General features: G+C 37.2%; 9 protein-coding genes. All 9 read right to left on the bottom strand.

What is annotated here, in order from left to right; genetic code table 11:
• Positions 1 to 158: 158 nt before the first annotated feature.
• The 9 genes from secG to CI949_RS01195 all read right to left on the bottom strand — a co-directional run bounded on the left by secG (position 159) and on the right by CI949_RS01195 (position 12569).
• Positions 159 to 380: a preprotein translocase subunit SecG gene (gene secG / locus CI949_RS01235; RefSeq protein WP_108142357.1), complete on the bottom strand. Its 222-nt coding sequence runs from the start codon at positions 378 to 380 to the stop codon at positions 159 to 161.
• 234 nt (positions 381 to 614) lie between these two features.
• Complete coding sequence (locus tag CI949_RS01230; RefSeq protein WP_133530810.1) at positions 615 to 3698, bottom strand: efflux RND transporter permease subunit; 3084 nt, start codon at positions 3696 to 3698, stop codon at positions 615 to 617.
• A complete protein-coding gene (locus CI949_RS01225) occupies positions 3698 to 5206 on the bottom strand; it encodes an efflux RND transporter periplasmic adaptor subunit (protein ID WP_108142360.1) in 1509 nt (502 codons plus the stop codon). Before CI949_RS01225 ends, CI949_RS01230 begins: the two co-directional genes overlap by 1 nt.
• Positions 5207 to 6544: a TolC family protein gene (locus CI949_RS01220; protein ID WP_108142362.1), complete on the bottom strand. Its 1338-nt coding sequence runs from the start codon at positions 6542 to 6544 to the stop codon at positions 5207 to 5209.
• Between the two features lies 1 nt (position 6545).
• Positions 6546 to 7121, bottom strand: a complete 576-nt coding sequence (locus CI949_RS01215; RefSeq protein WP_108142364.1) for a TetR/AcrR family transcriptional regulator — start codon at positions 7119 to 7121, stop codon at positions 6546 to 6548.
• A gap of 381 nt (positions 7122 to 7502) precedes the next feature.
• Positions 7503 to 8789 (bottom strand): phosphopyruvate hydratase, encoded by a 1287-nt coding sequence (gene eno, locus CI949_RS01210; protein WP_108142409.1) that lies wholly within the window; start codon positions 8787 to 8789, stop codon positions 7503 to 7505.
• 153 nt (positions 8790 to 8942) lie between these two features.
• Positions 8943 to 10487, bottom strand: a complete 1545-nt coding sequence (gene gpmI, locus CI949_RS01205; RefSeq protein WP_290762327.1) for a 2,3-bisphosphoglycerate-independent phosphoglycerate mutase — start codon at positions 10485 to 10487, stop codon at positions 8943 to 8945.
• 27 nt (positions 10488 to 10514) lie between these two features.
• On the bottom strand, positions 10515 to 11279 hold the full coding sequence (gene tpiA, locus CI949_RS01200) for a triose-phosphate isomerase (protein WP_290762325.1): 765 nt from the start codon (positions 11277 to 11279) through the stop codon (positions 10515 to 10517).
• Between the two features lie 105 nt (positions 11280 to 11384).
• Positions 11385 to 12569: a phosphoglycerate kinase gene (locus tag CI949_RS01195; protein WP_290762323.1), complete on the bottom strand. Its 1185-nt coding sequence runs from the start codon at positions 12567 to 12569 to the stop codon at positions 11385 to 11387.
• Positions 12570 to 12643 lie beyond the last annotated feature (74 nt).

Raw genomic sequence — 12643 nt, 5'->3', positions numbered from 1 at the left:
GCACCAACCTCCTTATTAATTTTTTATATGCTAATTTTTAATAGCATCTTATCTGGTATTGCATTTAAAACTTTAAAATTTCCCTTTTAATATTAGATGATTTTACTATTACTAAATTTTAATTATATCATTAACTAGTTATTACTTAATTATGAAGTTTAAAATATAGCCAGAATTAGAGAATTAATCATAAATAATACTGCTGCTACTGTAGTTGCTTTACTGATCTTATCTTCCATTTTCTTGCCAGATTTACCAAAAAAGGTTGTAGCACCACCATCAATTGCTCCAGATAAACCGGCGCTTTTTCCTGACTGCAGTAAAACACCAACAATGACCCCAATTGCTATAATAAAATGTAAAATCTTAAGTACAAACATCTAAATCTCACCTCCAGTAGTTAAGTAAAATATTGCTAGATATCCATAATTCAACACAGCTTTAATTTTAACATATTAAAGATAAAAAAACAATAACCTGAGGCAGAAAAACTAGCTCTTAGCTTTTGGAAAACATTTTCCGCTTACCTGAATAGAAAATTAAGAAGGTATCTCCCAGCAAACTATAATTTAGTGAGCTATTTATCAGGAACACCTTCTTAATTAATATCTTTATTAGATTTTTTCTTCCAACTCTGAGCGATCTACACCTTTTATTTTTGCCAGTACAATCTCTCTAAATGAAGTTAAGAGAGAATAGAAAATTGGAATGATAAACAGAGTTAAGAAAGTAGCAAATGTTAAACCACTGATTACCACAACAGCAATTGGCTGGGCCAGCTCTCCTCCATCTCCTCTTCCTAAAGAAAGTGGAATCAGCCCCAGAATGGTTGTCAGAGCTGTCATCATAATCGGCCTCAATCTTACTGCTGCCGCCTCAAGAATAGCTTTATTTTTTTCCTGCTTTTCTCTTCTTAGATGGTTAATATAATCAACCATTACAATCGCATTATTAACTACTATTCCGGCCAGAGTAATCAAACCAATTAGAGAAGCTACTGATAAAGTACTGCCGGTAATATAAATACCAAGGATTACTCCAATAATAGCCAGAGGAACTGTAAACATAATTATCAGCGGGTGAATTAATGACTCAAACTGAGAAGCCATTACCATATAGACCAGAACTACTGCCAGCAAAAAGGCAAAGGCAAGACTCTGGAAGGAGCTCTGTAAATCCTGGAACTGCCCTTCATAGCTGAATTCATATCCTTCCGGCAGTTCAATATTTTCATTTAGTCTATTTTGAATTCTTTCAACCGCTGTTCCAAGGTCTATATTATATAAATCAGAATTTATTTCAGCATATCTTTCCTGATCAATCCGCAGAATTTGATTTGGTCCGGTTTCAACTTCTAAATTGGCAAACCTTTTAAGTGGAACCTGAATTCCACCAGGTGCATTAATATTTAAATTAGAAAGTTGAGAAACAGAACTTAAATCACTTTCCCGCAGCTGAACTCGAATATCATACTCGTCTCCTGCAACTTCATAACGAGTCGCCACACTACCACTGACTGCAGTCCGAACAGTATTGGCAATCTGTCTGGCGTTTAAACCAAACTGACTCATTAGAGAACGATTAAGCTGAATTCTAAGTTCCGGTCTTCCCTCATCAAAACTGTCACTAATATCTCTTAAGCCTTCAATATTTTCCATCTCTTCTCTGGCAAGGGTCGTATATTCTTCTAAAACTGCAAAGTCATTACCCTTCAGCTTAATATTGATCGGCTTTCCACCTCCACCACCGCCGCCAAATCCAGTCTGAGTACTAACCTGGAAATTAACATCCGGCAGAGACAGGCGCTGTCTTACTTCTTCCATAATCTGATCTGTACTTCTATCTCTTTCGTCAAGGTCTTTCATTAGAACCGTAATATTACCAGAATCACTGCTGGTAGATGTTCCCATCATATCTGCTGAACCAACACTGCTGAAAACAGTCTTAACTTCAGGGATTGAAGCCAGTACATCCTCTGTATACTGAGCTACATTATCACTCTCTGCTAAAATTGTACTTGCCGGCAGATCATAAGAAATTGTAAACATTCCCTGATCTGATTCTGGTAAAAATTCTGTACCTATACCAGGAACTAGCGCAATACTTCCAGCAAGTAAAACAACCAGAATTAGAACAATTATCCAGCGGTGGTTCAAAGAAAATGCGAGCATTCTTTTGTAGTTGCGGGTCACAAATCCCTGTTTGCTTTCTCTATCTAAATCTTTTTGGCTAACTTTCAAAAATGTAGAAGCAAGCATTGGGATTAAGGTTAGGGCAACTGCCAGGGAAGCAAATAAGGAGAAACTAACAGTTAGGGCCAGCTCTTTAAATAATCGAGCTGCTATTCCCTCCACAAAAAATACAGGTAAAAATACAACGATTGTAGTCAGTGTTGAAGCTGTAATTGCCATTCCAACTTCAGAACTTCCTTCTTTAGCTGCTTCTATCTTACCAACACCCATGCTCCGATAACGATAAATATTCTCCAGCACCACTATCGCATTATCAACCAGCATACCGACACCCAGGGCAAGTCCACCCAGGGAAATAATATTAATATTTAAATCAGCAAAGAACATGAGCACAAAGGTTGCTATAATGGAAACTGGAATTGCCGTTCCTATAACAATTGTACTTCTTATATTCCTTAAAAAGATAAATAAAATTAATACTGCTAAAAGTCCACCGATTACAGCATTCCGCTGAACACTTTCAATAGCCTTCTCAATAAAATCAGACTGGTCCATTGCAGTAATAATATTTAAATCATCATATTCATTCTGAATTTTTTCAATCTCTGCTTTAACCGCATTGGCAGCCTGAACAGTATTGGCATCTGTCTGTTTCTGAATTGAAAGACCAATACTTGAATTACCATTAACTCGAGAAATAGTACTTCTTTCAGCATAGGTATCCTGGATTGATCCCAGATCAGAAAGTTTAACTGTATTTCCATTTCCGGCCGGAATGTTGATATTTCTAATATCATCTATGCTGTTAAACTTACCCATAGTTCTGATTAATAAATTCCTGTCGCCCCGCTGAATTTCACCGGCTGAGACATTTACATTTTCCTGAGCTAAAATTCCATTAACTGTAGAAAAATCTATACCATAATTATATAACTTGTCTCCTTCTAAAGAAACCAGGATTTCTCTGGTTAGACCACCATCTAAATTTACCTGAGCAACTCCAGGCAGTCTCTCTAAACGGGGAACAATGTTATCTTCAACCTCTGTTTTTAAATCTGCCAGGTTCTGCTCTCCTGTAATACCATAACTTAAAATTGGAAACATTGCCGGGTCAAATTTAAAGATGAGGGTGTCTTCTGCTTCATCAGGCAGAAAACCACTGATTAAATCAATCTGCTGCCGTAAATCTAAAACTGCAAAATCCATATCGGTTCCCCATTCAAATTCGACCACAATTGTTGACTGGCCCGTATCTGAGGTGGAAGAAACAGATTTAACACCGGTAACTGTAGAAACTGAACTCTCTACAGGTTTTGTAATTAAATTTTCAATTTCTTCTGGCCCAACCCCGGAATAAGAAGTTACTATGGCAGCTCCGGGAAAGGTAACATCTGGATAAAGATCAACTTTCAAGCGACTAAAAGCTATAATCCCAATCAAAACCACTAACAGTACTATCATTGCTGTAGTGATTCTGCGGGAAATAGAAAAGTTTGAGATTTTCATTAGTTAATCACCTCAACTTCTTCCCCGGCTGTAAGTCGATTTTGACCTCGGGTGATTATCTGATCATCTTCTTCTATACCTGATAGTATTTCTACTAAATTATCTGAAACAATACCTATTTTGATATCTTTTTTTACTGCCTGCTTATCTTCAACTGCAAAAACATAGGGTTCTGCAGAATCAAAACCAATTATCGAAGAAATAGGTAAAACTAAGGTATCTGCTGCTGACTGGACACTAAAAACTGCATCTGCAAACATGCCCGGCTTTATTTTATGCTCAGAATTATCGAGCAGCATTTTGACCGGGAAATTTTTGCTTGCTGGATCTGCTTCCGGACTAATAGTATCAATCTCTGCAGTTAATTCCTCATCTCTGACTGCTTCCGGAATAATCCGCACCTGATCACCTTTATTTAGTCTGCTCATAGTTGCTGCTGTTACAGAAACTTCCAGATAAAGCTGATCAATATCAATCACAGTAATTATCGGCTGGCCGGGAGATAGTATTTCTCCTTCTTCAGTCCGCACCGCAGAAACAATCCCTTTAATCGGACTTTTAACAATTGAATTACTGAGACTTAGCTTAGCCTGTTCCAGTCCTGCTTCTGCCTGTCTAACCTGAGCTAAGCTGGCATTTAACTGTTCCTGTGTTGCTCCTTTTTTCACCTGCTCTAAATTGGCTTCAGCTACTGCCAGACCTGCCTCTGCAGATTCAACCTGGCTGCGGGCATTTTCAAGCTGCTGTTTTAATTGGGTTGGATTATTAAAAGTCTGCTCAGTCAGTTCATAGCTCTGCTGAGCAGTGTTTAAACCAATTTTTGCCTGCTCTAAACCAATCTGAGCTGAATTAAGAGCTGACTTAGCATTTTTATACTGACTTTCTGCACCCTCAAACTGTTTTTCTGTTATTACTTTTTCTTCAAATAAATACTGCATTCTCTCATATTCTCTTTCAGCCTGTTCAAAATTAATTTCGGCCTGGTTATAACTTTCTCTGGCACTTGCCAGCTGCTGCTCAGCATTGGCCAGCTGACTTTCGGCAGAAGTTAACTGCTGTTTTAAACTAATTTTATCATTAAACATTTCTTCCATTAATTTTAAATTGGATCTGGCTCCTTCTAAAGAAGCCTGAGCCTGTTCATAGGATGCCTGAGCTCGATTCAATTCTTCCTGGCTGGCTCCATTTTTTAACTGCTGATAATTTGCTCTGGCCGCTGCCAGTGAAGCCTCAGCCTGCTTAAGCTGAATATTTAACTTATCCTGATTTAACTGCAGTAATTCCTTGCCCTCTTCTACACTATCGCCTACCCTTACTTTAATCTGATCAACAATTCCTCCCAATTCTGTTGGAATATTTACCTTTTTAAAAGCTGAAAAATTACCGGTTATTCTATCTCTAACAGAAATTTCTGTTCTTTCCGGAGTGGTTACCTCTACCGGTGCCTGGGCTGATACATTTAAAGATAAAAAACTTAAGATTAAGACTAAAATAATTGTTTTTTTCATTTATATCACATCCTTAAATAATTCACTGATTCTACCTGTATTGTATAGTAGTTTATAAAGATTAATTTCGTAATTATATTCTGCCTGCAGCAGAGAAATCTGAGCCTGCTCATAGGAAGTCTGGGCATTAATTACATCAATGTTGGTGCCTATACCTGCCTGATAGCTTTTGTTGGTCAGCTCCAAGTTTTCTTCTGCATTCTCTAAAGAAAGCTGTTCTAATTCTATCATTTCTTCTGAATGCTTAAGTGACAATAGAGTGTCTTCAATTTCAATCTTAATTGATTCTTCTAAATCAACTTTTGAATTCTGAAGATTGCTGGCTTCAATTTCTTTTTTCTCTTCATTTAGATTAGCCTTTCCACCATCATAAAGAGGTATAGAACCGCTCAATGTTAGATTCCAGCTGCCGTCACTGAAATCAAGTTCTGAACCCTGCCAGTTATAGGACCCATTTAGAGAGATTTGGGGGCGGTAGGGATTACCCTCCAGCTCTTTTTGTTTTTCAATCATTTTCTGGTTAATATTTAGAGAACGCAGTTCAGCTCTATTTTCTAAAGCAATATTAATCAACTTATCTAATTCTGTTTCTGGATCTGGATTTTTCTCCGGTGTGGAGACTGCATAACTTTGGCTGCTGTCACCTAATAGCTGAGCCAGACGCTTGCGGGCAATCTGCAGCTGATTTTCTGCTGCTATTAGATCTTTTTCTGCTTTCCGCTGCTCAATCTGAGTCTGCAGTAAATCCTGTCTTAAACTTGTACCGGCCTCATTATTAACCTTAACTATTCTAAGATGCTCATTAACTACATCTAAAGCATTCTGTCTAATTTCGACCATTCCCTGTGCCTGGAGTACACCATAATAGGACTGAACCAGATTGAATAAACTCTGATCAAGCTGTTTTTGATATTCAATTCTGCTCATTTCAAGTCCCAGTTCAGAGATATCTTTTCCAATTCGTACTCTTCCCCCAAGATAGAGAGGTTGGTTGAGTGAAAGTGAGGTTCTGTAGTTTTCATCAGGACCTTCAACAAAAAGTTCGGAGTTAGGATTAGTAAAACTAAAATCAGGATTAAATGTCATCTGTCCAGATTCCATTTTAGTATAAGACGTCTGTAGATTAGCAGTTGGATAGTAGCCTCTACCGCTTAAATCTACATCCTTTTCTGCCTTCTCTATATTCTGACGACTGTTCTGCAGCTGTCTGTTATTTTCAAGCAAAATTTCTGCTGCCTCAGTTAAAGAAATCTCCATTTCTTCTGCAGTGGCGGAAAGACTGAAAAAAGTAATTATTAATAATGCAGATATTAAAACTAAAAATTTAGATTTGTGCATGTTAAGCCTCCTTTGAAATTCCCTGCATAATAAAGTTATAAATAAAATCAACATCTTCTTTAATCGTCTCAAAATTATAATATAATTCCTGAGAATGAGTATTAAAAATTAATGTCAAAATCATTACCGCTGTATTATGAGGATTATCTGTTTTAATAGTTTCTTCCTCAATTCCCTGTTCAATAACCAATTTTATTACTTTAATTGCAGATTTATGTCTTTCAATCATTTTTTTCTGAAATTCACTGCTGATCAGTTGAATATTATTCTGCAGTATATTTCCCATTTTTAAATTTTCAGATAGCATTTTGATGCTAAAATAAATGATTTCATGTAATTTTTCTTTTGCGTTTAATTTTTCTGACTGTATTTTTTTGTAATTTTCATTAAAATAGTCAAATCCAGCTAAAACTAGCTCTCTAAATAAATCCTCCTTACTATCAAAATGCCAGTAAAGAGTACCTTTACTTACTCCAGCTTCTTCGGCAATCATTGACATTGATGTTGCATGATAATTATTTATTGAAAACATATTTAAAGCTGCCTCTAATATTTCTTCTCTAGTATCTTTTGCCATAAGATCCTCCTCTCGACTAACCGGTCAGTATAGAGTTATTATATTTAATTTGAGTATTAAAATCAAGTAAATTAGCTTACAATCTGTTAAAAATTAATCCAATTACATCTCTCCCTCTATTGTGATATACTAATTTGTATTGTTTTAATAATATAATACCTGATTAAGTAATTCACCTATCAAAAGTTAGGTCTTAATTAAGTATATTCAACCTCCCAATCATTAATAGTGCATTAGTTAACTGGTACACTGTTAGTATAATTCTATTTTAAACATTTGTCAAGAGGAAATTTAAATAAAAAAAGGACCAAGCAGAGAATAAACTCCACTCAGTCCTTTAGTTAATTTATAATGTTTTAATCTTATCTTATTCAATCAATTTTACTTAAGGTTAAAGAATGCTTCTTTACCTGCATACTGAGCTGCATCTCCTAAGCTTTCTTCAATTCTTAGAAGCTGGTTATACTTAGCAACTCTTTCGGAACGTGCAGGAGCACCAGTTTTAATCTGGCCAGTATTCATTGCTACAACAAGGTCAGCAATTGTTACATCTTCTGTTTCACCAGAACGGTGAGACACAACAGAAGTAAATCCTGCTCTTGTAGCCATCTTAATTGTATCTAAAGTCTCAGTTAAGGAACCAATCTGGTTAACCTTAATTAAGATTGAGTTAGCACTATCTTCTTCAATACCTCTGCTTAATCTTTCTACATTAGTAACAAAGAGGTCATCTCCAACAATCTGTAGACGGTCACCTAAACGTTCAGTTAACTGAGCCCAACCGTCCCAGTCATCTTCGTCAAGACCATCTTCAAGTGAGATAATAGGATACTTATCAATTAACTCTGCATAGAAATCTACCATTTCTTCGGAAGTCTTTTCTACACCTTCGCCAGCAAGTACATACTTACCATCTTTGTAAATTTCAGATGCTGCTGCATCAATAGCAAGATAGAAGTCTTCTCCAGCTTCATAACCTGCAGCTTCGATAGCTTCTACAATTACCTGCAGAGCTTCTTCGTTGGAGCCTAAGTCAGGTGCAAATCCACCTTCATCACCAACACCAGTACCCAGACCTTTTTCCTGCAGAACTTTCTTTAAGTTGTGATAAACTTCTGCACCCATCTGCAGAGCTTCACGGAAGCTTACTGCACCAACAGGCATAATCATAAACTCCTGTAAGTCTACATTATTATCAGCATGTTCTCCACCATTTAAAATGTTCATCATTGGAACTGGCAGAGTTTTAGCATTCATCCCACCAATATAGTTATAGAGGAAAGTACCTGTAGCTTCTGCTGCTGCTTTAGCAACTGCCATTGATACACCTAAAATTGCGTTGGCACCTAATTTACCTTTGTTGTCAGTACCATCTAATTCGCGCATTAAGTTATCAATATCAACCTGCTCTCTAACATCAAAACCGATTAGCTCAGGTGCAATTACTTCATTTACATTTTCGATTGCATCTAAAACCCCCTTACCCATGTAGCGGTCGCCACCATCTCTTAATTCTACAGCTTCGTACTCACCAGTTGAAGCTCCAGAAGGAACAGCAGCTCTACCCATTACACCATCTTCTAAGACTACTTCTACCTCTACAGTTGGGTTACCACGTGAATCTAAAATTTCGCGAGCATAAACATCTACAATTGTTGTGTTTAACATTATTAATTGACCTCCTTATAATTTTACAGTGAATCTTTTTTAATGAAACTATTTTTAATTTATATTTCAGCAGAGACAGCAGAAACTGCCCCTGCTTGATAATTTATTAAAGCGTTACTTTGCTTAAACTTTAATTAGCTCTGATTTAGAAAATTATTCATTATCTATAATTAGTGATTCTCCTGTCATTTTTTCTGGTTTTTCAATTCCCAGAATTTCTAACATTGTTGGAGCTAAATCAGCTAATTTACCGGAAGCTATACCTTTATTTTTTGGTCCACCTACATAATAGAGGGGAACAATATTGGAAGTATGAGCTGTGAAGGGAGAACCATCTTCTTCCTTCATTTTTTCTCCATTACCGTGGTCAGCTGTAATTAAAGCCTGGCCGCCTTTTTCTAGAATAGCCGGAACTATTTTAGAGAGGCAGTCATCTACAGTTTCTACAGCCTTAATAGCTGCATCCATGTAGCCGGTATGTCCAACCATATCGATATTGGCATAGTTAAGAATAATTACATCATATTCTTCAGCCTCAATTTTTTCTAAGAGCTTATCAGTTACCTCATAAGCACTCATTTCCGGCTGCATCTCATAGGTTGCAACCTGAGGTGAAGGAATTAAAAGTCTGTCTTCACCTTCATTAGGCTCCTCAACTCCTCCATTAAAGAAGAAGGTTACATGAGCATATTTTTCGGTTTCAGCGATTCTGAGCTGTTTTAAACCTTCCCGGCTTAATACTTCACCCAGTCCATCTTCGATTTCTACCGGTTCAAAAGCAACTGGCAGATCGAATTCTTCATCATACTCTGTCATAGTGACATAGTATAAATCTTCTGGATGTTCTGGAGCCCGCTCAAAGCCATCAAAACCGTCTATAGTTAAGGCCTGAGTAATCTGACGCGCTCTATCAGCTCTGAAGTTGAAGAAGATAACTGAGTCATGATCATTCATTGGACCTACAGCTTCACCATTTTCAGTAATTACTGTGGGCACGACAAACTCATCTTCAACATCTTCTGCATATGATGCTTCTACAGCTTTAACAGCATCTTCAGCTTGATTGCCTTCACCAAGTACTAACATATCATATGCTTTTTTGGTTCTCTCCCAGCGGTTGTCACGGTCCATTGTGTAATAACGGCCGCTGACAGTTGCAATTTTACCTGTTCCAACCTCATCTAATTCTTCCTGCAGTTCTTTTAAATAACCGGTTCCGCTGGAAGGTGGAGTATCTCTACCATCCAGGATTGGATGAATATATACTTTTTCTAAACCGGCCCGATCGGCCATCTCAATTAAACCAAAGAGATGTTTGATGTGGCTGTGAACACCACCATCAGATAAAAGACCGATTAAATGCAGAGCACCATCATTTTCTTTAGCGTGGTCTACTGCTTTTTTAAGTGCTTTATTTTCAAGCAGGTGTTTTTCTTTTACAGCTTTATTAATTCTTGTAAAATCTTGATAAACTATCCGGCCGGCACCAATATTTAGATGTCCAACCTCAGAGTTACCCATCTGTCCCTCCGGCAGGCCAACAGCCTCTCCGGATGGCTTTAAAATTGAATGTGGATACTCATTATTTAATTTATCTAAGAAAGGAGTATCTGCCTGATAGACAGCATTCCCTTCTGCGTTTTCGTTTATTCCCAGCCCATCTGCAATAATCAGGGCCAGTGGTTTAGGTCTTGCCATAATAATCCTCCTTATAATCTTACTTATTTACTTATAGATTTCGGCAGTTTTTAAAATAATCTCAGAGAAAGAATCTGCTGCTAAGCTGGCTCCACCAACTAAAGCACCATCGATCTCTGACTGTGCCATAATTTCTTCTACATTATGTGGTTTAACACTACCGCCATACTGAATTCTAATCTTATCAGCAGCTTCAGGATATTCTTTTCTAATATTTTCTCTAATGATTCCAATTACTCGGTTAGCTTCTTCAGCAGAAGCTGTCTCTCCAGTACCGATTGCCCAGATTGGCTCATAGGCAATTACTACATCTGCAACCTCATCTTCATCAAGTCCTGCCAGAGCAGAATCCACCTGGAAGTTAACCTTTGCTTCTATCTGACCAGCTTTTCTTTCTTCTAAAGTTTCTCCAACACAGACAATTGGCTTCACACCATGTGAAAGTGCAGATAAAACTTTTTTATTTACTTCATAATCTGTTTCACCAAAAATTTCTCTTCTTTCGGAGTGACCAACAATAGTATATTCAATATTGCTGTCAGCCAGCATCTTTGCTGAAATTTCTCCAGTATAAGCACCAGAATCCTTCCAGTATATATTTTCAGCACCTGTAACAATATCACTACCCTGAGCAGCTTCTTTAACAGTTGTTAAACAGAGAGCTGTCGGGCAAATACCCATTTCAACATTCTCTACACCTTTAACTTTATCTTTTAAAGCAGTGATCATCGCTTTAGCTTCTTCAACATTTTTGTTCATTTTCCAGTTTCCACAAATAAATGGTTTACGCATTAATATTCCTCCTCAAACTCTGCCCAAATGCAAAGTTTTGTTTAGAATTTTTTTAACTAATTAAGCTTTAGTTTAAATTTTTCCATCTAGAACTGTATCTTAAAATTACTCAACATCGTCAAGTGCAGCTACACCAGGAAGTTCTTTACCTTCAAAGAACATCAGGGAAGCTCCACCACCGGTAGAAATATGACTCATCTTATCAGCTACTCCAGCTTCATTAATTGCAGCAGCAGAATCTCCGCCACCAATTACTGAATGAGCATCTGATTCAGCCAGTGCTTTCGCCAATTCAACAGTACCGTGAGCAAATTTCTCCATCTCAAATACTCCCAGTGGTCCATTCCAGATAACTGTTTTAGCATTCTTAATAATTTCTTTGTAGTTCTCTAAGCTCTGAGGGCCACCACAGTCAAGAACCTGCCAGCCAGCAGGAATTTCTTTTACAGATACTGTTTTTGTGTTAGCATCATTGGAAAAATCATCAGCAATTACTACATCAATTGGAAGCACAATTTCTACTCCCTTTTCTTCAGCTTCAGTCATTAATTCTTTAGCCAGATCAACTTTGTCAGCCTCAACTAAAGAATCTCCAACTTCATAACCTTTTGCCATCAGAAATGTATTGGCGATTCCCCCAGCAACAATTAATTGATCAACTTTATTGATCAGATTCTTAATCACATCAATTTTATCAGAAACTTTAGCGCCACCCATTATGGCAACAAAAGGACTTTCCGGATTTTCCATTACCTCACCCAGAGCATTTAATTCTCTCTGCATTAAGAAACCAGCAGCAGATGGTAAGTATTCTGTTACCCCAACTGTAGTGGCATGAGCTCTATGGGCAGCACCAAAAGCATCATTGACATAAAGGTCAGCAAGTGATGCTAATTCTTTCGCGAATTCTGGATCATTTTTCTTTTCACCTGCATGGAAACGGCTGTTTTCTAAGACTAAAACTTCACCGTTTTTAAGGCTGTCAGCTGCCTTTTTAACTTCGTCGCCAATACAGTCATCAGCTTTTTTAACTTCTTTGTTTAATAAATTAGCCAGTTCTTTAGCAACTGGATCCATTCTTAACTCATCTTTTGGCTCTCCACCCGGGCGACCCAAATGAGAGATAAGTAATACTTTTGCTTCTTCTTTAATTAAATACTCAATTGTTGGCAGAGCTGCTTTAATTCTGGTTGTATCACCAACAACTCCATCTTTAAGAGGAACATTAAAATCTACTCTAACTAAAACTTTCTTTCCTTTAAAATCCATATCTTTAAGTGTTTTTTTCATTTTTAATACCTCCATATTAATTAGCAGTTACTAATTTTTTGACAGCTATCTTAAAAGGCTTAATATCTATCTCT

This window comes from Halanaerobium sp., assembly GCF_003070835.1.
The sequence above is the reverse complement of the archived record's forward strand: the minus strand, read 5'-3'. Positions and strand labels throughout refer to the sequence as shown.

What these genes read in the sequence shown, in the direction of transcription:
- CI949_RS01225 (WP_108142360.1), bottom strand. Translation starts at nt 5,206, where the DNA reads ATGAAAAAAACAATTATTTTAGTCTTAATCTTAAGTTTTTTATCTTTA.
- CI949_RS01230 (WP_133530810.1), bottom strand. Translation starts at nt 3,698, where the DNA reads ATGAAAATCTCAAACTTTTCTATTTCCCGCAGAATCACTACAGCAATG.
- secG (WP_108142357.1), bottom strand. Translation starts at nt 380, where the DNA reads ATGTTTGTACTTAAGATTTTACATTTTATTATAGCAATTGGGGTCATT.
- tpiA (WP_290762325.1), bottom strand. Translation starts at nt 11,279, where the DNA reads ATGCGTAAACCATTTATTTGTGGAAACTGGAAAATGAACAAAAATGTT.
- CI949_RS01195 (WP_290762323.1), bottom strand. Translation starts at nt 12,569, where the DNA reads ATGAAAAAAACACTTAAAGATATGGATTTTAAAGGAAAGAAAGTTTTA.
- CI949_RS01215 (WP_108142364.1), bottom strand. Translation starts at nt 7,121, where the DNA reads ATGGCAAAAGATACTAGAGAAGAAATATTAGAGGCAGCTTTAAATATG.
- CI949_RS01220 (WP_108142362.1), bottom strand. Translation starts at nt 6,544, where the DNA reads ATGCACAAATCTAAATTTTTAGTTTTAATATCTGCATTATTAATAATT.
- eno (WP_108142409.1), bottom strand. Translation starts at nt 8,789, where the DNA reads ATGTTAAACACAACAATTGTAGATGTTTATGCTCGCGAAATTTTAGAT.
- gpmI (WP_290762327.1), bottom strand. Translation starts at nt 10,487, where the DNA reads ATGGCAAGACCTAAACCACTGGCCCTGATTATTGCAGATGGGCTGGGA.